The 19,334-nt window shown below is 71.6% G+C and carries 19 protein-coding genes; 11 read left to right on the forward strand and 8 right to left on the reverse strand.

Annotation, left to right across the window (positions count from 1 at the left end):
• Positions 1–574: 574 nt before the first annotated feature.
• From argC to PYS65_RS29525, 5 genes are all read left to right on the forward strand, one after another.
• Entirely contained in the window at positions 575–1,603 is a 1,029-nt protein-coding gene (gene argC / locus PYS65_RS29505; RefSeq protein ID WP_279336980.1) for an N-acetyl-gamma-glutamyl-phosphate reductase, read from the forward strand.
• Positions 1,600–2,751 carry a bifunctional glutamate N-acetyltransferase/amino-acid acetyltransferase ArgJ gene (gene argJ / locus PYS65_RS29510; RefSeq protein ID WP_279336981.1) on the forward strand — a complete coding sequence of 384 codons (1,152 nt, stop codon included), beginning with the start codon at positions 1,600–1,602 and terminating at the stop codon, positions 2,749–2,751. Before argC ends, argJ begins: the two co-directional genes overlap by 4 nt.
• 162 nt (positions 2,752–2,913) lie before the next feature.
• Positions 2,914–3,873, forward strand: coding sequence for an acetylglutamate kinase (argB, locus tag PYS65_RS29515; protein ID WP_279336982.1), 960 nt, complete (start codon positions 2,914–2,916; stop codon positions 3,871–3,873).
• A complete protein-coding gene (locus tag PYS65_RS29520) occupies positions 3,870–5,078 on the forward strand; it encodes an acetylornithine transaminase (RefSeq protein ID WP_279336983.1) in 1,209 nt (402 codons plus the stop codon). Before argB ends, PYS65_RS29520 begins: the two co-directional genes overlap by 4 nt.
• Before the next feature lie 100 nt (positions 5,079–5,178).
• A complete protein-coding gene (locus PYS65_RS29525; RefSeq protein WP_279336984.1) occupies positions 5,179–5,718 on the forward strand; it encodes an arginine repressor in 540 nt (179 codons plus the stop codon).
• A 46-nt stretch (positions 5,719–5,764) separates the two neighbouring features.
• On the opposite strand, the gene PYS65_RS29530 is transcribed toward PYS65_RS29525, so the two are convergent.
• The 5 genes from PYS65_RS29530 to PYS65_RS29550 form a co-directional block, all read right to left on the reverse strand.
• On the reverse strand, positions 5,765–6,502 hold the full coding sequence (locus tag PYS65_RS29530) for an FAD:protein FMN transferase (protein ID WP_388708612.1): 738 nt from the start codon (positions 6,500–6,502) through the stop codon (positions 5,765–5,767).
• 55 nt (positions 6,503–6,557) lie between these two features.
• Positions 6,558–7,733, reverse strand: coding sequence for an FMN-binding protein (locus PYS65_RS29535; protein ID WP_279336986.1), 1,176 nt, complete (start codon positions 7,731–7,733; stop codon positions 6,558–6,560).
• Between the two features lie 39 nt (positions 7,734–7,772).
• Positions 7,773–9,155 carry a ferredoxin reductase family protein gene (locus PYS65_RS29540; RefSeq protein ID WP_279336987.1) on the reverse strand — a complete coding sequence of 461 codons (1,383 nt, stop codon included), beginning with the start codon at positions 9,153–9,155 and terminating at the stop codon, positions 7,773–7,775.
• A gap of 136 nt (positions 9,156–9,291) precedes the next feature.
• Positions 9,292–9,867 carry a pyridoxamine 5'-phosphate oxidase family protein gene (locus tag PYS65_RS29545; protein WP_279338118.1) on the reverse strand — a complete coding sequence of 192 codons (576 nt, stop codon included), beginning with the start codon at positions 9,865–9,867 and terminating at the stop codon, positions 9,292–9,294.
• A 58-nt stretch (positions 9,868–9,925) separates the two neighbouring features.
• Positions 9,926–10,801, reverse strand: coding sequence for a hypothetical protein (locus PYS65_RS29550; protein WP_279336988.1), 876 nt, complete (start codon positions 10,799–10,801; stop codon positions 9,926–9,928).
• A 265-nt stretch (positions 10,802–11,066) separates the two neighbouring features.
• Here PYS65_RS29550 and PYS65_RS29555 point away from each other — a divergent pair, with 265 nt between their 5' ends.
• From PYS65_RS29555 to PYS65_RS29565, 3 genes are all read left to right on the forward strand, one after another.
• On the forward strand, positions 11,067–12,260 hold the full coding sequence (locus PYS65_RS29555) for an argininosuccinate synthase (protein WP_279336989.1): 1,194 nt from the start codon (positions 11,067–11,069) through the stop codon (positions 12,258–12,260).
• Positions 12,261–12,416: 156 nt separating this feature from the next.
• Positions 12,417–13,844, forward strand: a complete 1,428-nt coding sequence (argH, locus tag PYS65_RS29560) for an argininosuccinate lyase (RefSeq protein ID WP_279336990.1) — start codon at positions 12,417–12,419, stop codon at positions 13,842–13,844.
• A 75-nt stretch (positions 13,845–13,919) separates the two neighbouring features.
• Complete coding sequence (locus tag PYS65_RS29565; protein ID WP_279336991.1) at positions 13,920–14,891, forward strand: aldo/keto reductase; 972 nt, start codon at positions 13,920–13,922, stop codon at positions 14,889–14,891.
• Positions 14,892–14,959: 68 nt separating this feature from the next.
• Here the strand turns inward: PYS65_RS29565 and PYS65_RS29570 are convergent, their stop codons facing one another.
• Positions 14,960–15,631 (reverse strand): lysophospholipid acyltransferase family protein, encoded by a 672-nt coding sequence (locus PYS65_RS29570; protein ID WP_279336992.1) that lies wholly within the window; start codon positions 15,629–15,631, stop codon positions 14,960–14,962.
• A 510-nt stretch (positions 15,632–16,141) separates the two neighbouring features.
• Here PYS65_RS29570 and PYS65_RS29575 point away from each other — a divergent pair.
• From PYS65_RS29575 to PYS65_RS29585, 3 genes are all read left to right on the forward strand, one after another.
• Positions 16,142–17,341, forward strand: coding sequence for a glycerophosphodiester phosphodiesterase (locus PYS65_RS29575; RefSeq protein WP_279336993.1), 1,200 nt, complete (start codon positions 16,142–16,144; stop codon positions 17,339–17,341).
• A gap of 75 nt (positions 17,342–17,416) precedes the next feature.
• Entirely contained in the window at positions 17,417–17,920 is a 504-nt protein-coding gene (locus tag PYS65_RS29580) for a sigma-70 RNA polymerase sigma factor region 4 domain-containing protein (protein WP_279336994.1), read from the forward strand.
• A gap of 57 nt (positions 17,921–17,977) precedes the next feature.
• Entirely contained in the window at positions 17,978–18,484 is a 507-nt protein-coding gene (locus PYS65_RS29585) for a GNAT family N-acetyltransferase (protein ID WP_279338119.1), read from the forward strand.
• Positions 18,485–18,495: 11 nt separating this feature from the next.
• Here the strand turns inward: PYS65_RS29585 and PYS65_RS29590 are convergent, their stop codons facing one another.
• Both PYS65_RS29590 and PYS65_RS29595 read right to left on the reverse strand, forming a co-directional pair.
• Positions 18,496–18,933, reverse strand: coding sequence for a hypothetical protein (locus tag PYS65_RS29590; RefSeq protein ID WP_279336995.1), 438 nt, complete (start codon positions 18,931–18,933; stop codon positions 18,496–18,498).
• Complete coding sequence (locus PYS65_RS29595; RefSeq protein ID WP_109379514.1) at positions 18,914–19,273, reverse strand: hypothetical protein; 360 nt, start codon at positions 19,271–19,273, stop codon at positions 18,914–18,916. The genes PYS65_RS29590 and PYS65_RS29595 overlap by 20 nt, the downstream gene beginning before the upstream one ends.
• Positions 19,274–19,334 lie beyond the last annotated feature (61 nt).

Consider the following 19,334-nt stretch of genomic DNA (forward strand, 5'->3'; position numbering starts at 1 on the left):
CATGGCCAAGCCCGCCACCGTCCTCCTTCGGGACGCCGCATCGCCCGCAGGAGGCGCGGCCATTTCCTGCCCCGCTCCGCGAGAACGGGCATGCACCCCGGCCCTGAAGAACCGGGCACCCTGCCCGGCAAGAGAGGTGGACGAAGGACGGCGGCACGCTGCTCCTTGGACGGGCGGAAGGGGTGCCAGCGTAGTTTCCGGCCCCGATTCCGTGGTCGGGAGGTGGCTGGTCCGCCCATCGCAGGGTTCGAGGCCCGGGGCCGATCCCCGGTCGGCTCGACAGGCCACCGACTCGGCACGTTCACGAAGGCGGGTGAACGGGCATCGGGGGAGACCAATGCACGTCAACCCGTCCAGGCGCTGCCCCGCGGCCGAGTGGAACGCACACCCGCGACGAGCCCAGTGCTCACCGGGACAGCTCCAGTGCACGGTCGCACCGTCGTCTTGCGTACCAACCGTCGCGCTCAGGGGCCAGCTATCGCGCTCAGTCGCAGCTGTCGTCGAGAGCTTCCTGTACTACATTGCATAAACCTGCGGATGTACGTATAGTCATGCCATCGAGGAGGAGGTTTCCGTGAGCGTACGAGTGGCTGTGGCCGGGGCCAGTGGATATGCGGGTGGGGAGCTTCTGCGTCTGCTGCTGGCGCACCCCGGGGTGGAGATCGGCGCGCTGACCGGGAACTCCAACGCCGGGCAGCGGCTCGGGAGCCTGCAGCCGCATCTGGTGCCGCTCGCCGAGCGGGTGCTGGAGGCGACCACGGCCGACGTGCTCGCCGGGCACGACGTCGTCTTCCTCGCCCTGCCGCACGGGCAGTCCGCCGCCGTCGCCGAGCAGCTCGGGCCGGAGGTGCTCGTGGTCGACATGGGCGCCGACCACCGGCTCGCCGACGCCGCCGACTGGGAACGGTTCTATGGCTCCCCGCACGCCGGCACCTGGCCCTACGGCCTGCCCGAACTGCCGGGCGGCCGCGCCGCGCTGGAGGGGTCCAAGCGCATCGCGGTGCCCGGTTGCTACCCGACCGCCGTCTCGCTGGCCCTCGTCCCGGCCTACACGGCGGGCCTCGCCGAGGCCGAGGCGGTGATCGTCGCCGCCTCCGGCACCTCCGGCGCGGGGAAGGCGGCCAAGCCGCACCTGCTGGGCAGCGAGGTCATGGGGTCGATGTCGCCGTACGGCGTCGGCGGCACCCACCGGCACACCCCCGAGATGATCCAGAACCTCAGCGCGGCGGCGGGGGAGCGGGTCTCCGTCTCCTTCACGCCGACCCTCGCGCCGATGCCCCGCGGCATCCTCGCCACGTGCAGCGCCAAGGCCAGGCCCGGGGTCACCGCCGAGTCCGTCCGGGCCGCCTACCAGAAGGCGTTCGCCGACGAACCCTTCGTCCGTCTCCTCCCCGAGGGCCAGTGGCCCGCCACGGCGTCCGTCTACGGTTCCAACGCCGTTCAGATCCAGGTCGCGTACGACGAGGCCGCGGGGCGGATCATCGCGATCAGCGCCATCGACAACCTCACCAAGGGCACCGCGGGCGGCGCTCTGCAGAGCATGAACATCGCCCTCGGGCTCGACGAGTCCACCGGACTGACGACGATCGGAGTCGCGCCGTGAGTGTGACGGCAGCAAAGGGATTCACGGCGGCGGGCATCGCCGCCGGGATCAAGGAGAACGGCAATCCGGACCTGGCCCTCGTGGTCAACAACGGGCCGCGCCGCGCCGCGGCGGGCGTCTTCACCGCCAACCGCGTCAAGGCCGCACCCGTGCTCTGGTCCGAGCAGGTGCTCAAGGGCGGCCAGGTCTCCGCCGTCGTCCTCAACTCCGGTGGCGCCAACGCCTGTACGGGCCCCAAGGGCTTCCAGGACACCCACGCCACCGCCGAGAAGGCCGCCGAGGTGCTCGGGACCGGCGCGGGCGAGGTGGCCGTCTGCTCCACCGGACTCATCGGCGTCACGCTCCCCATGGACAAGCTGCTGCCGGGGGTCGAAGAGGCCGCCGGCCGGCTGTCCGAGCACGGCGGTGAGAAGGCCGCCATCGCCATCAAGACCACGGACAGTGTGCACAAGACGGCCGTCGTGACCAAGGAGGGCTGGACCGTCGGCGGGATGGCCAAGGGCGCCGGCATGCTCGCCCCCGGCCTCGCCACCATGCTGGTCGTCCTCACCACCGACGCCGACGTCGACGCCGGGACGCTGGACCGGGCCCTGCGCGCCGCCACCCGGGTCACCTTCGACCGCGTCGACTCCGACGGCTGCATGTCCACCAACGACACCGTGCTGCTGCTCGCCTCCGGCGCCACCGGCGTCACCCCCGCCCACGAGGAGTTCGCCGAGGCGGTACGCGCCGTCTGCGACGACCTCGGCCGGCAGCTCATCGGCGACGCCGAGGGCGCCAGCAAGGACATCAAGGTCGAGGTGGTGGGCGCCGCGACCGAGGACGACGCCGTCGAGGTGGGCCGCTCCATCGCCCGCAACAACCTCCTCAAGTGCGCCCTCCACGGCGAGGACCCCAACTGGGGCCGGGTGCTGTCCGCGATCGGCACCACGAAGGCCGCCTTCGAACCCGACGAACTCGACGTCGCCATCAACGGCGTCTGGGTGTGCAAGAACGGCGGCGTCGGCGAGGACCGCGACAAGGTCGACATGCGCTACCGCGAGGTCCACATCGTCGCGGACCTCGCGGCAGGCAATGAGTCTGCGACGATCTGGACAAACGACCTGACGGCCGACTACGTCCACGAGAACAGCGCGTACTCCTCTTGACGTGCCCGCTTGGTTGTCGCGGGTTCTCGTCGTCACCGACGAGAGCTCCTGATTCACCGGCGACCGCTCGCCCCGGACGAGTCCGAGACGAGTCTTACGTCGCCTCCACAGGCCAACACCGCCCGCCCGGCGGCTGATCCGAGATTCTTCCGAAAGTCGGCTATGACGGTCAATCACCCAGAAGAGCGAAAGTCCCCGACTCGTAAGCACACCGCCCTGCCCAAGGCGCAGATCCTCATCGAGGCGCTGCCCTGGCTGACCCGGCACCACGGCAAGACCGTCGTCATCAAGTTCGGCGGCAACGCCATGGTGGACGAGGAACTGAAGAACGCCTTCGCCCAGGACGTCGTCTTCCTGCGGCACGCCGGCCTCAAGCCGGTCGTCGTGCACGGCGGCGGCCCGCAGATCAGCGCCGCGCTCGACCGGCACGGCATCGTCAGCGAGTTCAAGGCCGGCCTCAGGGTCACCACCGAGGACGCCATGGACGTCGTACGGATGGTGCTGGCCGGACAGGTGCAGCGTGAGCTGGTCGGGCTGCTCAACCGGCACGGCCCGTTCGCCGTCGGCCTCACCGGCGAGGACGCGCACACCCTCACCGCGACCAGGCACCGGCCCGAGATCGACGGGGAGCCGGTCGACATCGGGCGGGTCGGGGAGATCACCGAGATCGACACCGGCGCCATCGAGGCGCTGCTCGCCGACGGCCGTATCCCGGTCGTCTCGTCCATCGCCCGGAGCCAGGACGACCACCATGTCTACAACGTCAATGCTGATACGGCGGCTGCGGCACTCGCTGCTGCGCTGGACGCCGAGACCCTCATGGTCCTCACCGACGTCGAGGGGCTCTACGAGGACTGGCCGCACTCCGACGAGGTGATCAGCCGTCTCACCGCCTCCCAGCTCGAGAAGCTGCTGCCGGAGCTGTCCTCGGGCATGGTGCCGAAGATGGAGGGCTGTCTGCACGCGGTACGCAACGGCGTGACCACGGCCCGCGTCATCGACGGCAGGGTCCAGCACTCGATCCTGCTGGAGATCTTCACCGACGAGGGCATCGGCACCATGGTCGTGCCCGACGGAACACCGCACGGGCAGCACGGACAGCACGGACAGGGGGAGTCGTGAGCAACGAGGAGCTGAGCGCGCGGTGGCAGGGCGCGCTCATGAACAACTACGGCACGCCGAAGCTGTCCCTGGTCAGCGGCGCGGGCACCACCGTCCGCGACGCCGACGGCAAGGAGTACACCGACTTCGTCGGCGGTATCGCCGTCAACGCGCTCGGCCACGCCCACCCGGCCGTCGTCGAGGCCGTCAGCCGGCAGATCGCCTCCCTGGGCCACGTCTCCAACCTGTACGTCGCCGAGCCGCCCGTCGCGCTCGCCGAACGGCTCCTGCGGCTCTTCGGCCGCGAGGGCCGGGTGTACTTCTGCAACTCGGGTGCCGAGGCCAACGAGGCCGCGTTCAAGATCGGGCGGCTGACCGGGCGGACCCGCATGGTCGCCACCGACGGCGGCTTCCACGGCCGCACCATGGGCGCCCTCGCGCTGACCGGCCAGCCGGGCAAGCGGGAGCCGTTCGCACCGCTGCCCGGGGACGTCACCCATGTCCCCTACGGCGACGCGCAGGCCCTGGCCGCCGCGGTCACCGAGGACACGGCGCTGGTCGTCATCGAGCCGATCCAGGGCGAGAACGGGGTCGTGGTGCCCCCGCCCGGCTATCTGAAGGCCGCCCGCGCCATCACGGCCGCCACGGGCGCGCTGCTCGTCCTGGACGAGGTGCAGACCGGCGTCGGCCGCACCGGCAACTGGTTCGAGTACCAGGCCCACGAAGGCGTCCTGCCCGACGTCGTCACCCTCGCCAAGGGACTCGGCGGCGGGCTGCCGATCGGCGCGGCCGTCGCCTTCGGACGCGCCGCCGAGCTGCTGCACCCCGGCCAGCACGGCACGACCTTCGGGGGCAACCCGGTCGCCTGCGCCGCCGGCCTCGCCGTTCTCGACACCATCGAGAACGAGGGGCTGCTCGCGAACGTCAAGCGGCAGGGCGAGCGGCTCCGCGACGGAATCGAGGCGCTCGACGACCCGTTGATCAGCCATGTCCGGGGCGCCGGCCTGCTCCTGGGTATCGTGCTCACCGAACCGCTCGCGCCCCAGGTGCAACAGGCGGCTCAGGACGCCGGTTTCCTGGTGAACGCGCCCGCCCCCGATGTCGTACGGCTGATGCCGCCGCTGATCCTCGGGGACGACGCGGTGGAGGCTTTCCTCGGGGCACTGCCCGGCGTCCTGGACGCCGCCGGCCGGGCGGCGGACGGGGAAGGGCGAGCCGGACGGTGAGCCGGAGCACGAGCCGGGCGAGACCCGGACGACGAGCAGGGCGATGAACCGGACCACGAGCCGGGGAACGCCCCGAGGATGACCGGAGAATGAGACGACGATGAGCCACGATCAGGACCACGGACAGCCTGTCGGGCCTGCCGTACCGCAGACCCGCACCGCCCGCCACCGCCGGATCGTGGACATCCTCAACCGGCAACCGGTGCGTTCCCAGAGCCAGTTGGCGAAGCTGCTCGCCGACCACGGGCTGTCCGTCACCCAGGCGACGCTCTCCCGGGACCTGGACGAGCTGAACGCGGTGAAGATCCGCGACACCGACGGCGACCTCATCTACGCGGTACCGAGCGAGGGCGGCTTCCGCACCCCGCGCGCACCGCTGGGGGAGTCGGCGAAGGAGGAGCGGATGCGGCGGCTCTCCCAGGAGCTGCTGATCTCCGCGGAGGCCTCCGCCAACCTCGTGGTGCTGCGCACCCCTCCGGGCGCCGCGCAGTTCCTGGCCTCGGCCATCGACCAGGCCGAACTGCACGACATCCTGGGGACCATCGCCGGCGACGACACGCTGATGCTGATCAGCCGTGACCCGGTGGGCGGGCCGGCCCTGGCCGAGCACATGCTGCGGCTGGCCCAGAACGGGCACTGAGCGCGGGCCGGACCGGCCGGGGCACACGGGCGCCCGGGTGGCCCGATCACCCCAGCCGGTCCGCCAGGCCCCCCGTGCAGCGCACCTCGTCGCCCGCCGTGATCAGCAGCGCCTCCACGTCGGGCAGCGTCTCCAGCCAGGCGAGCCCCTCCCGCGACCCCATCGCGAAGGCGGCGGTGGCCCAGCAGTCGGCCCAGACCAGCCGGGGTGCCACCACCGTCACCGAGACCAGGTCGGTGACCGCGGAACGGCCGGTGCGCGGATCGACGATGTGGTCGCCGCGCTCGGCGGTGCCCGAGGTGGCGACGGCCAGTTCGTCCACGCCGGCCGCGGAGACCACGGCCGCGAGACCGCCCGGCCGGAGCGGATCCGCCACGCCCACCCGCCACGGCCGCCCGGCTCCCGGGGAGCCCAGCAACTGGACGTCACCGCCGCCGTTGAGGCTCACGCCGACCGTCCCGGCCTCCGCGAGCCGCCGCGCGGCCCGCTCGGTGGCCCAGCCCTTGACGATGCCGGTCGGGTCGAGCCGGCCCCGGTAGCGCGGGCTGAACCAGCCGTCGCTCACCCGTTCCGCCTCCGCGGCCAGCTCCAGCACCTCGGCGACCTCACGGTCGCACTCCTCGACCGTGAGGTCGCCGCGTGCCAGCCGTGAGATCTGGGAGTCGTCGCGGTACGTGCTGAACACCTCGTCGACGCGGCGCAGCCCGGCGACCGCCTCCTCCAGCGCCGCGTGTACGGCGGCGGGTTCCCCGCCGCGGACGTCGAAGGAGAAGACGGTCCCCATCGTCTCCTCCGTACGACGCACCGCGGCGGGAGCCTGTGCGGACTCGGCCACGGCGTCAGCCACCGGCCTGATCCAGGGCGGACTGCAGCGATTTCTTGTATCCGGCGCTGGTGTAGGTGGCGCCGGACACCGCGTCGATGTCCGCGCTGCCGGCCTCCACGACGGCCTGGTTGAGCCGGGGCACGGAGGAGAAGGTGACCTGGTCGCTCTGGCCCCCCTTGGGCGCCTGCACCGCCTCGGCCTTGGTGATCTTCCCGCCCTGGACGGTGATCCGTACCTGCACCGCCCCGTAATCGGTCTGCACCGCGTCACCGGTGACGGTGCCGTCCTTGAGGGTCTGCGCGCCCCCCGAGCCCTGCCCGCTCCCGGCGGACTCCTTTTCGGCGGGCTCCTCGGCGGAGGGCTCCTTGTCAGCGGCCTCCTTCTGCCCGGCGGACCCGTTGCCGGCCGCGGCCGATCCGGCGGCCTTGGCCTGATCCAGGGCGGACTGCAGCGATTTCTTGTACCCGGCGCTGGTGTAGGTGGCGCCGGACACCGCGTCGATGTCCGCGCTGCCGGCCTCCACGACGGCCTGGTTGAGCTTGGGTACGGCGTTGGCGTTGATCTGGTCGCTCTGGCCGCCCTTGGGCGCCTGGACGGCCTCGGCCTTGGTGATCTTCCCGCCCTGGACGGTGATCCGTACCTGCACCGCCCCGTAATCGGTCTGCACCGGGTCACCGGTGGCGGTGCCGTCGCCGAGGGCCTGGGCGTTCTCCGCGCCCTGTCCGTTCCCGGCCGGTGCGGCGGCCTTGGCCTTGTCGAGCGCGGACTGCAGCGACTTCTTGTACCCGGCGCTGGTGTAGGTGGCGCCGGACACCGCGTCGATCTCGCCGCTCTGCGCGGCGACCACGGCCTGGTTGAGCTTGGGTACGGCGTTGGCGTTGATCTGGTCGCTCTGGCCGCCCTTGGGCGACTGGACGGCCTCGGCCTCGGTGATCTTCCCGCCGCTGACCGTCAGACGCACCTGTACCGGCCCGTACTCGGTCTGCGCCGCGTCACCGGTGACGGTGCCGTCGCCGATGGCCTGGGCGCCGCCCTGCGGGGACTGCGCGGCCGCGGACGGGACCGTGCCGCCGGCCACGTCCGCCGAGCCCGGGTCGGAATCCGGCTTCAGCGTCAGCAGCAGCACGATCCCGGAGACGGTGGCGGCGGTGGCCAGCACAGCACGCCGGACGGGGTGACTCTTCCTCATCGCTTCTCAAGCTCCTGATGGGTGTGGATGACCCGTCGCTCACATCTCGAACGACTCGTGGTGGATACGGCGGGCGGGGACCCCGGCGCCGCGCAGTGCGTCGTACACCGACTGGGCGAACCCGGGCGGGCCGCACATGAAGACGTCGTGGTCGTCGATGTCGGGGATCTTCCGCCGCAGGCTGTCCGCCGAGATGTCGGGGCGCTCCCCCTCGGGGCTGTTGACCGCGTACATCAGGCGTGCACCGCGCTCCTCGGCGATCTTGGCCAGCTCGCCCCACAGGGCCAGGTCCTGGGTGGTGTTGGCCCGGTACAGCAGGGTGATGTCCCCGGAGGCGCCGGGCAGCGTCTCGAACAGGGCCCGCATCGGGGTGATCCCCACCCCGCCCGCGACCAGCAGCACCTTGCCGCGGCTGCGGCGCTGGGCGGTCATCGCCCCGTAGGGTCCCTCCGCCCACACCCGGGTGCCGGGCTCCAGCTCGCGCAGCCGGGAGGTGTGGTCGCCGATCGCCTTCACGGTGATCCGCAGCATGTCGGGGCGGGGAGCCGCCGACAGCGAGTACGGGTGGGAGCTGAACCGCATTCCCGGCGCCAGGAACCGCCAGCGGAAGAACTGACCTGCCTCCGCGCCCATCCGGTGCAGCTTGCGCCCGCTGATCAGCACCGAGGTGATGCCCGGTGTCTCCTCGATGACCGCCTCGACCCTCATCCGGTGACGCAGGTTCAGCCGGATCGGGGTGAACACCCGGTACCAGAGGACCAGCGCGGTCACGACGCCGTAGAGCCCGTACCAGAAGGTCTTCGCGGCCGGTTCGACGGCGAACTCGTTGCCGGTGGTGATCTGGTGCCAGAACGTCAGGTACATCGCCGCGTACGTCAGCAGGTGCACGTGGTACCAGCTGTCGTACGGCAGCCTGCGGCGGATCGGGCCGATCGAGATGAGCGCGATCACGAACAGCAGGCCCGTGCCGATGGCGGCCTTGCCCATGTCCGGCAGCTGCTCGACGGAGGTGATCGTCTGCTGGACGATGTCGCCGAGGCCCTTGCCGGCCTGGAGGGCGTACCCCCACATGATGAGGAAGACGTGGGCGACGACCAGGCTGACGGTGTAGCGCCCGCTCATCGCGTGCCAGCGGGCCACCCGGTCCGAACCCACCCGGCGTTCCAGCGCGGGGACCCGGGCCATCTGCAGCACCACGAGGGCCATGAGATAGCCGGCCAGCAGGCCGGTGATGCGGCCGGCGGCGACGATCCTCCCGGTGGTGTCCGAGATGGACGGTGTGTTGTTCCACCACAACCACAGCACGGCCACCGCGCCCGCCCCCACGGCGAGCAGCAGGGGTACGGCGGGGGAGCGGCGCGGACGGATGCGGCGCATCGTCTGACGGCGGGCGGCACGTCCGCCTGCGAGCGTGGTGGTCACGGTTCCTCCGTGGGACTTGACCCTTGGCCCACACATACGTGCCGTGACCCGGGAGCGTTCAGCGAAAAGGCGGGGTGTGCGGAGGAAAAACGCCCCGGGACCTCCCTCGGAGGGCCGGGGCGTCCGGGCGGACGGGTCAGGCCGGGGACGGGGGCAGTGGCAGGGGCAGCCCGAGGAGGCCGTCCAGGCTCGTCGCGACGTATTTCTTCTTGGAGGAGTACGCGTCCAGTGAGGCGTCGTCCTCCCGCGCGAACCGCCTTGCGTGCAGGTCGCGCTCCGCCGCGTAGGCCATGAACGGGACGGCGTGGCCGCAGGTGTCACGGAGAGGCTCGGCGGTCACGACGACGATCGCGCGCAGGCCGTGGACCGTCGGACCGACGTCGGGGAAGCGGGCGAGCGGTTCGGGAAAGCGCGGATCGTCCCGGAAGACGGTCTCACCGCGGCCGTTCTCCCTCAGGTGGGCGATGGTCTCGGCGGTGGACCCGGTGAAGTCGAGGTAGGCCACGGTGAGTTCGTCGAGGACGACGAAGGAGCCCCTGAGGCCCTTGGGCGAGAGGCTGACCGTGCCGTCGGCGGACAGGGGGGCGGCGGCGGTGGCGGTGAAGAAGACCGGCTGCGCCTCGATGAACGTGCGCAGGCGGCCCTCTACGCGCTCATAGGTCTTTCCCCCGGGGACCGATGATGGGCGCGTTTCTTTCGACTGTCTGAGGATTGTCGTCCGTGGCCGCCCCGGCCGGCGTGCGTACGGGGCGGCCACGGCGCCTGTCACGTCACTTGGTGAGCGTGCAGGCGGCCAGCGTGTCCAGTCCGGCGGGGCGTTCGGCGGTGCGGCCGATGGCGGTGGCGATGCGGTTGATGGCGGCGACGCGTTTGTCCTGGAGGGGGCCGAGGATGGCGTTCTGGACGAAGTTGGGTCCGCCCTGGCCGACGGTGTCGGCGAGTCGTTTGTTGGCCTCGGTGATCTGGGTGTCGAGGTCGCCGAGGTTGCGGTCGACCTCGGCCCGGGCGGAGGCGGGGACGGCGGGGAGCCGCGGTGCGACGTCGGGACAGCTGATCGTGCCGGCGCCGGTGTTCCCGGTCTCACCGGCGCCCGCACCGGCTTCCTGGCCGTCCCCCTGGCCCGCGCCGCCGGCCGGCGGCGCGGTGGCCTCCTCGCCGTCCGCCCCTTCGCCGCCCGCGTTCCCGCCCGCCTCCGCCGCGCCTCCGGCGTCGAGCGTGCAGGGGGCGAGCGCGTCGAGTCCGGCGGGGCGTTCGGCGGTGCGGCCGATGGCGGTGGCGATGCGGTTGATGGCGGCGACGCGTTTGTCTTCGAGGGGGCCGAGGATGGCGTTCTGGACGAAGTTGGGTCCGCCCTGGCCGACGGTGTCGGCGAGTCGTTTGTTGGCCTCGGTGATCTGGGTGTCGAGGTCGCCGAGGTTGCGGTCGACCTCGGCCCGGGCGGAGGCGGGGACGGCGGGGAGCCGCGGTGCGACGTCGGGACAGCTGATCGTGCCCGGTTCCGCAAGTGTCCGGGCGCTCGCGGCGCTGTCCTCGGAGGACTCGCCGGCGAGGGCGGATCCGGCGATCACCGCGCCGGACAGTGCCACGGCGGCGGCGCCGATGAGGCCGACGCGACGCTTGTTGTACTTCGGAAGAGCCCTGGACATGCGGATGCCTCACTCGGGTCGAGGGGTGGGGTCGGGTTTCGTCGGTGTCTTGGGGTGTCTCGGTCGTGCCGACGCGGCGCCTGCGTCCTGCGGAGATACGGGAAAGCGGTTTCCCGCGTTCAATCACCCCTGGAACCGCCCTAGGACCGCCCCGGCACCGCACCGAATCGCCCCGGAATCACCCTCCGGGCGGAGGCGGATTGACGAATCATGCGCTCTCCTGCATACTCATGCATATCAGCGAATGCACTGTAAGGAGAATCCCGTGACCGAGCGCGTCGTACTCGCCTACTCGGGCGGTCTGGACACCTCCGTCGCCATCGGCTGGATCGCCGAGGAGACGGGCGCCGAGGTCATCGCCGTTGCGGTCGACGTCGGCCAGGGCGGCGAGGACCTGGACGTCATCCGCAAGCGCGCGCTCGCCTGCGGTGCCGTCGAGGCCGAGGTCGCCGACGCCAAGGACGAGTTCGCCGACGAGTACTGCCTCCCGGCGATCAAGGCCAACGCCCTCTACATGGACCGCTACCCGCTGGTCTCCGCGCTGTCCCGGCCGACGATCGTCAAGCACCTCGTCGCCGCCGCCGAGAAGCACGGCGCCACCACCGTCGCCCACGGCTGCACCGGCAAGGGCAACGACCAGGTCCGCTTCGAGGCCGGCATCGTCGCCCTCGCCCCCGACCTGAAGTGCATCGCCCCGGTCCGCGACTACGCCATGACCCGCGACAAGGCCATCGCCTTCTGCGAGGCCAAGGGCCTGCCGATCGCGACCACGAAGAAGTCGCCGTACTCCATCGACCAGAACGTCTTCGGGCGCGCCGTCGAGACCGGCTTCCTCGAGGACATCTGGAACGCGCCGATCGAGGACGTCTACGAGTACACGCAGAACCCCGCCGTGGCGCGCGAGGCCGACGAGGTCGTCATCACCTTCAAGGAGGGCGTGCCGGTCGCCATCGACGGCAAGCCCGTCACCGTCCTCCAGGCCATCCAGCAGCTCAACGAGCGCGCGGGCGCCCAGGGCGTCGGCCGGATCGACATGGTCGAGGACCGCCTTGTCGGCATCAAGTCCCGCGAGGTGTACGAGGCCCCCGGCGCCATCGCGCTGATCACGGCCCACCAGGAGCTGGAGAACGTCACCGTCGAGCGCGAACTCGCCCGCTACAAGCGGCAGGTCGAGCAGCGCTGGGGCGAACTGGTCTACGACGGCCAGTGGTTCTCCCCGCTCAAGCGCGCCCTGGACGGCTTCATCACCGAAGCCAACCAGCACGTCAACGGAGACATCCGGATGACCCTGCACGGCGGCCGGGCCGTCGTCACCGGCCGGCGCTCCGAGTCGTCGCTGTACGACTTCAACCTCGCCACCTACGACACCGGCGACACCTTCGACCAGGCGGCGGCCAAGGGCTTCATCGACATCTACAGCCTGTCGTCGAAGATCGCCGCCAAGCGCGACCTCGGCTGACCGCCGGACGGGCCCTGCCGGCCTGACCGCCTGACGGTCCGTCACGCACTACTCTGACACCGCCTCCTCACTCCCCTGCGCCTGAGTGAGGAGGCGGTGGCACATCCACGACGTGGCCCGTCCACGACCCGCCTGTCTTCGAGGAGCACAACGCAAGTGAGCAGCAACAGCGGTGACGTACGGCTCTGGGGCGGCCGTTTCGCCGACGGTCCCGCCGAGGCCCTGGCCAAGCTGTCCGCGTCCGTCCACTTCGACTGGCGGCTCGCGCCCTACGACATCGCCGGATCGCGTGCGCACGCGCGCGTGCTGCACGCGGCGGGCCTGCTCACCGAGGACGAACTCACCCGCATGACCGAGGGCCTCGACCGGCTCGAGGCGGACGTCGCCGACGGCTCATTCACCGGCACCGTCGCCGACGAGGACGTGCACACCGCCCTGGAGCGCGGCCTGCTGGAACGCCTCGGCCCCGACCTCGGCGGCAAACTGCGTGCGGGCCGCTCCAGGAACGACCAGGTCGCGACCCTGTTCCGGATGTACCTGCGGGACCACGCCCGGACGCTCGGCGGCCTGATCGCCGAGCTCCAGGACGCCCTCGTCGGCCTCGCCGAGGCCCACCCGGACGTGGCCATGCCCGGCCGCACCCACCTCCAGCACGCCCAGCCGGTGCTCTTCGCCCACCACGTCCTCGCCCACGTCCAGTCGCTGTCCCGGGACGCCGAGCGGCTGCGCCAGTGGGACGAGCGGACCGCGGTGTCGCCGTACGGCTCGGGCGCGCTGGCCGGCAGCAGCCTCGGCCTGGACCCGGAGGCGGTGGCCCGCGACCTCGGCTTCGAGCACGGCAGCGCCGCCAACTCCATCGACGGCACGGCCTCGAGGGACTTCGCCGCCGAGTTCGCCTTCATCACCGCGATGATCGGCGTGAACCTCTCCCGGATCGCCGAGGAGGTCATCATCTGGAACACGAAGGAGTTCTCCTTCGTGACCCTGCACGACGCCTTCTCCACCGGCTCGTCGATCATGCCGCAGAAGAAGAACCCGGACATCGCGGAGCTGGCGCGCGGCAAGTCCGGCCGCCTCATCGGCAACCTGACCGGCCTGATGGCCACCCTCAAGGCGCTCCCGCTCGCGTACAACCGCGACCTCCAGGAGGACAAGGAGCCGGTCTTCGACTCCATCGACCAGCTGGAGATCCTGCTCCCGGCCTTCACCGGCATGATGGCGACCCTCACCGTGCACCGCGAGCGCATGGAGGAGCTGGCCCCGGCCGGGTTCTCGCTGGCCACCGACATCGCCGAGTGGCTGGTCAAGCAGGGCGTGCCGTTCCGGGTCGCGCACGAGGTGGCGGGGGAGTGCGTCAAGGCCGCCGAGGCCGAGGGCAAGGAGCTCGACGCGCTGACCGACGAACAGTTCGCGAAGATCTCCGCCCACCTGACCCCCGAGGTGCGCACCGTCCTCAACGTCCCCGGCGCCCTCGCCTCCCGCAGCGGCCGCGGCGGCACGGCACCGAGCGCGGTCGCCACGCAGCTCGCCGAGGTGAAGGCGGACCTGGTCGCCCAGCACGCGTGGGCGAACGCCAAGAGGTAGTCACTCCGGTGTCGCAGGGGCATCGCGGGTTACGTTGGTCGGGCAGCCGCAAGGAGCCGACCGAACGGAGCCCCGATGCCCTTCGCACGTCTGGCCACAGCCACTACCCCCACCTGCCATATCGGCCTGGGACTCGCCGCCGTCGGACGACCCGGTTACATCAACCTGGACCGCGACGCCGACCTCGGCGGCGACCGCAGCGTCGAGGCCCTGCGCACCCGCACCCACGACCTCCTCGACGCCGCCTACGCCCAGGGCGTCCGCTACTTCGACGCGGCCCGCTCCTACGGCCGGTCCGAGGAGTTCCTCGCCGAATGGCTGCGTGGCCGGCCCGACGCCGCCGACGTCGTCATCGGCAGCAAGTGGGGCTACACGTACACCGCGGACTGGTCCACCGACGCCGAGCGGCACGAGGTCAAGGAACACTCCCTCGCCGCGTACGAGCGCCAGCGCGCCGAGTCCGACGCACTGCTCGGCGACCGGCTCGACCTCTACCAGATCCATTCGGTGACCCCGGACAGCCCCGCCCTCACCGACAAGGACCTCCACGCCCGGCTCGCCGAGGCGGCGGCCCAGGGCCTCACCGTCGGGTTCTCCACCAGCGGCCCGGCCCAGGCGGACGCCATCCGCGCGGCGCTCGCCGTCACGGTCGAGGGCGAACCCCTCTTCCGTACCGTCCAGTCCACGTACAACGCGCTGGAGACGTCCGCCGAGCCCGCGCTGGCCGAGGCCCACGACGCCGGGCTCACGGTGATCGTCAAGGAGGGCATGGCCAACGGCCGGCTGGCCGCGGCCCACGCCCCCGACGCGCTCAGGGCCGTCGCCGCGGAGACCGGACTGGACTGCGACGCCGTCGCCCTCGCGCTCGTGCTGCGCCGGCCCTGGGCCGGTGTCGTCCTCTCCGGTGCCGCCACCGTCGTCCAGCTCGCCTCCAACCTGCGAGCGGCGGCCGTCGACCTCGACGACGACCAGCTCTCCCGCCTCGCCGTGCTGCGCGAGGACCCGCACGCGTACTGGGAACGACGCGGACAGCTGGCCTGGCACTGACACGCCGACGGCGGACCGCTGCTGCAGCGGTCCGCCGTCGGCGTACGTGGTTCTCGCGGTGGGCGGGGTCAGGCGGCCTTCGCCTTGCTGGCGTACATGTCCACGTACTCCTGCCCGGACAGGCGCATGACCTCGGTCATCACCGAGTCGGTCACCGCCCGCAGGACGTAGCGGTCGCGGTCCATGCCCTCGTAGCGGGAGAACTCCATCGCCTCACCGAAGCGGACCGTGACCCTGCCCGGCCGGGGCAGGCCCGCGCCGCCCGGCTGCAGCTTGTCGGTGCCGACCATGGCGAACGGGACGACGGGCGCGCCGGTCATCAGGGTGAGCCGCGCGATACCGGTGCGGCCCCGGTAGAGGCGGCCGTCGGGGGAGCGGGTGCCCTCGGGGTAGATGCCGAAGATCCTGCCCTCCTCCAGCACCCGACGGCCCGTCATCAGTGCCGCGACCCCGCCCCGGCCGCCGTCCCGGTCGACCGGGATCATGCCGACACCGGTGAAGAACCAGGCCATCACCCGGCCCTTGAGGCCCTTGCCGGTGACGTACTCGTCCTTGCCGATGAAGAAGACCTGACGGTCGCAGACGATCGGCAGGACGATCGAGTCGATGAACGTGAGGTGGTTGCCCGCCAGGATGACCGGACCGTCACCCGGGATGTGCTCCGCACCCTCCACCCGTGGGCGGAACATCAGGCGCATGACCGGGCCGAGCACTGCCTTGATGAGCGCGAAGCGGGACAACGGGTCCTCCGGTGTCGGGAATGCGGTATGAGTCTGTGCAGGCAAGGACATTACTCGCGGGCGAGGGGGGCGCGCACGTCGGGTCCACCGACGTGTCACGCCGTGCAGATACATGTTCACCTGTGGTGACGTGGTGTCGTACGGCCGTGACGCGCACGACGTGATGTGAGGCACGTCGCGTCCGCAAGGGACGATCCGCGGCCTCGCCGGTCCGGGGTGCGGACACGGCCGGATCCAAGCACGCGCGCCCCGCGCACTGCGGGAGGCGCGCCGTCGGCGGCATGCCCACGGGTACCCGGTACGACGCCCCCGAAGCCGGCGGACCGTCAGACCCCGCCCGGGGCACCCGTCCGGCACACCAGCCCGACACGCCCGTCCGGAGCCCGACACGCCGGGCCCGGTCCGTACGCCATCCGGTGGCCCCCGCGTGTTCCGGTCGCGGTCTCCCGTTCGTCATGCACGCGCCCCTACGATCACCCCGCACTGACGGTCGACGGCAGGAGGCACCTCATGGGAACGCAGGAGTCGGACGAGCGGACGGGCCAGGCCGCGGGCGGCGGGACCGGGCGGCGGGCCCTCCTGGGCGCGGCGGTGCTCGGCGCGGGCGGCACCGTCCTCGGGCTGGGTGGCACGGCGAGAGCGGCCGAGGCCCGGCACGCCGAGGGCCGCGGCGGCGGCGGACGGGGCGTCAAGGGCCTGCCCGTCCCGACCGTCATCGGCCACCGGGGGGCCAGCGGCTACCGGCCCGAGCACACGTTCGGCGCCTACGAACTGGCCCTCGACATGGGGGCCGACATCGTCGAGGCCGGCGACCTGGTGCCCACCAGGGACGGCCACCTCGTCTGCCGGCACGAGCCGGAGATCGGCGGCACCACGGACGTCGCGAGCCACCCGGAGTTCGCCGACCGCAAGCGCACCAAGCGGCTCGACGGCGTCTTTGTCACCGGCTGGTTCACCGAGGACTTCACCCTCGCCGAACTCAAGACGCTCCGCGCCGTCGAGCGCATCCCCGCCAACCGCCCGCACAACACCCTCTACGACGGCCGCTGGGAGATCCCCACCTTCGAAGAGGTGCTGCGCTGGCAGAACGAGCAGACCCGCAAGCGCGGCAAGCAGGTCTGGATCTACCCCGAGCTCAAGCACCCCACCTACTTCCGCCGGCTGGGCCTGGGCACCGAGGAGCGCCTCGCCCGGCTGCTGCGCAAGCACGGCAAGGACAAGAAGAACTCGCCCGTCATCGTCCAGTCCTTCGAACCCACCAGCATCCAGCGGATGAGCAGGCTCGTCGGCAACCCGCTCGCCGTGCTGCTCTCCGGCGCGAACAGCCGCCCCTGGGACTTCGTCGAGAACGGCGACCCGCGCACGGTGGCCGACCTCATCACGCCGGAGGGCCTGAAGGAGATCGCCTCCTACGCCCAGGGCATCGGCCCCACCCTGGACCTGGTCATCCCCCGGGACGCGGCCGGAAACCTCACCGAGCCCACCGGCCTCGTCCGCGACGCGCACCGGGCCGGACTGATCCTGCACCCGTACACGATGCGCAACGAGAACCCCTTCCTGCCGGCGAACTTCCGCACGGGCGGCGACCCCGACGCCTACGGCGACGTCTTCGGCGCCTTCCGCACCTACTACGCCACCGGCATCGACGGCGTCTTCACCGACCACCCGGACACCGCTCTGCTCGCCCGCGAGGACTTCGTCAACAGCTGAGCGGCTCTGTCCCCTTCAGGGTGATTTCCGGCCGCTCCGGGCAACCGGGCCCGGGGCGGCCGTGTCGTTGGGTGTATGCCCCATGACCTGGTCGCCGCCCTCCGTCCGCTGCTCACCGCGGAAGCCTCCGCCGAGGCGTACGCGTCCGGGGCCGAACCCGCCGACCTGGAACAGGCGGTCTGGCTGCGCCTCCTGGAACGCCTCGACGTCCACGGCCCGCCGCACGACCCGCAGGACTGGCTCCGCAGGGCCGTCCGCACCGAGGCCCGTCGCCGCCGCCGCGCCGTCCGGCACGAGAGGCCGTGCGCCGGTGACCCCGTGGATCCCGGCGACCCCCGCGACCGCGACCCCGAACTCCTCGCCGTCGCCGCCGCCGGCCGCCGCACCCTGCGGGACGCGGTGCGCCGGCTGCCCGGCCGCTGCCCCCGGCTGCTGGAGGCGCTGCTGGCCCCGCATGACCCGACATACCGGGACATCGCAGGGGAGTTGGGTATCTCACAGGGCAGCCTGGGTCCGGAACGTTCCAGATGCCTGGGATGTCTTCGCCGATTGCTCGCGCCGGAGGTTGCGTCGCGTTGAGGACGGGGATAGGAGTGAGGGACCACAGGTGATCAGGTGAGCGGGAGGCGTGCGCACATGGGCATGAGCGTGACCATCTCTGCGGCGGCCGAGCAGGATGCCGAGCAGATCTTCAGGTTGCAGTACCTGTGCTTCCAGAGCGAAGCGGCGCTGTACGGCAATTACCGCATCGACCCGCTGGTCCAGAGTCTGGACTCGGTCCGTGAGGAGGTCGCCGCCGACCTGGTCTTCGTCGCCCGCCTCGGTGACGAGATCGTCGGCTCGGTGCACGGCAGGAGCACCGAGGACGCCGCCGCGGCCATCGGCAAGCTCTGTGTCCACCCCCGCCTCCAGGGGCACGGCATCGGCGCCCGGCTCCTGCGGGTCGCCGAAGCCGCCCTCGCCGACGAACGGGGCGCCAGGACCTTCCGCCTGCACACCGGGCACCGCAGCGAGAGCAATCTCCAGCTGTACAGCCGGGTCGGCTACCAGCGGGTCGGGACGTCCGAGGGAGCGGACGGCGTACCGCAGATCGTCCTGGAGAAGTCGGCCGAGACGGCCGAGACGTACGCTGCCACCGCCTGACCGGGTGGTCGTTACGCCGTGCGTGCCTTGCGCAGCCAGTACATGGCCGTGAGGGGCAGCAGCACGGGAATGAACAGGTACCCCATCCCGTAGTCCGACCACACCGTCGCGTCGGGGAAGGCGGACGGGTCGACCAGGGTCCAGGTGCCGACCGTCAGGACGCCCACCAGCTCGGCGGCGCAGCACACCAGCGCCGCCCTGCGGGCCGCCTCCCCGCCGCGCACCAGGGTGTACGTGATGAATCCGTAGACCACCCCGGCGATCGCCGAGAGCGAGTAGGCGAGCGGCGCCCGGTCGAACTCGGTGGCGATCTGGTACGCGGAGCGCGACACGGCGCCGACGACCATCACCCCGTACAGCCACACCAGCAGCAGTCCGGGCCCGCCGATCAGCCGTGTCCCGGTCGGCTTCTGTTCCGTCACGGCCTTCTCAGCTCCCCCAGATGTCATGGAGCCGCACCTCCAGCACGGCCAGGACGACACCGCTCGCGGCCACCGTGATCGAGCCCCACCGGGTGCGCTCGGCCAGTGACATGAAGCCCGCCGCCGGGACGCACGCGAACGAGCCCAGCAGATACGCGAGGAAGATCGTCGTCCCCTGCTCCGGCTTCTCGCCCCGGGCCAGCTGCACGATCCCGACGATCAGCTGAACCAGCGTCAGCAGCGTGACCACGGCCATGCCGATGAAGTGCCAGTCCTTCGTCGGCTGATCCCGGTAGGCGGCCCAGCCGCACCAGGCGGCGAGCAGCAGCGCGGCGACGCCGGTCGTCAGCGTCAGGACATCAAGCATGTCAGCGACCTTATTACGCCGGAACGGCTCCACCGTGCCCGGCCCTGCCCGCACCGTATGG

Origin of the sequence: Streptomyces cathayae (assembly GCF_029760955.1) — a bacterium.
Classification (GTDB): Bacteria; Actinomycetota; Actinomycetes; order Streptomycetales; family Streptomycetaceae; genus Streptomyces; species Streptomyces cathayae.

Coding starts and splice junctions, on each gene's coding strand:
- argB (WP_279336982.1), top strand. CDS start 2,914: ATGACGGTCAATCACCCAGAAGAGCGAAAGTCCCCGACTCGTAAGCAC.
- PYS65_RS29525 (WP_279336984.1), top strand. CDS start 5,179: ATGAGCCACGATCAGGACCACGGACAGCCTGTCGGGCCTGCCGTACCG.
- PYS65_RS29530 (WP_388708612.1), bottom strand. CDS start 6,502: ATGGGGACCGTCTTCTCCTTCGACGTCCGCGGCGGGGAACCCGCCGCC.
- PYS65_RS29535 (WP_279336986.1), bottom strand. CDS start 7,733: ATGAGGAAGAGTCACCCCGTCCGGCGTGCTGTGCTGGCCACCGCCGCC.
- PYS65_RS29550 (WP_279336988.1), bottom strand. CDS start 10,801: ATGTCCAGGGCTCTTCCGAAGTACAACAAGCGTCGCGTCGGCCTCATC.
- PYS65_RS29565 (WP_279336991.1), top strand. CDS start 13,920: ATGCCCTTCGCACGTCTGGCCACAGCCACTACCCCCACCTGCCATATC.
- PYS65_RS29575 (WP_279336993.1), top strand. CDS start 16,142: ATGGGAACGCAGGAGTCGGACGAGCGGACGGGCCAGGCCGCGGGCGGC.
- PYS65_RS29580 (WP_279336994.1), top strand. CDS start 17,417: ATGCCCCATGACCTGGTCGCCGCCCTCCGTCCGCTGCTCACCGCGGAA.
- PYS65_RS29585 (WP_279338119.1), top strand. CDS start 17,978: ATGGGCATGAGCGTGACCATCTCTGCGGCGGCCGAGCAGGATGCCGAG.
- PYS65_RS29590 (WP_279336995.1), bottom strand. CDS start 18,933: ATGACATCTGGGGGAGCTGAGAAGGCCGTGACGGAACAGAAGCCGACC.
- PYS65_RS29595 (WP_109379514.1), bottom strand. CDS start 19,273: ATGCTTGATGTCCTGACGCTGACGACCGGCGTCGCCGCGCTGCTGCTC.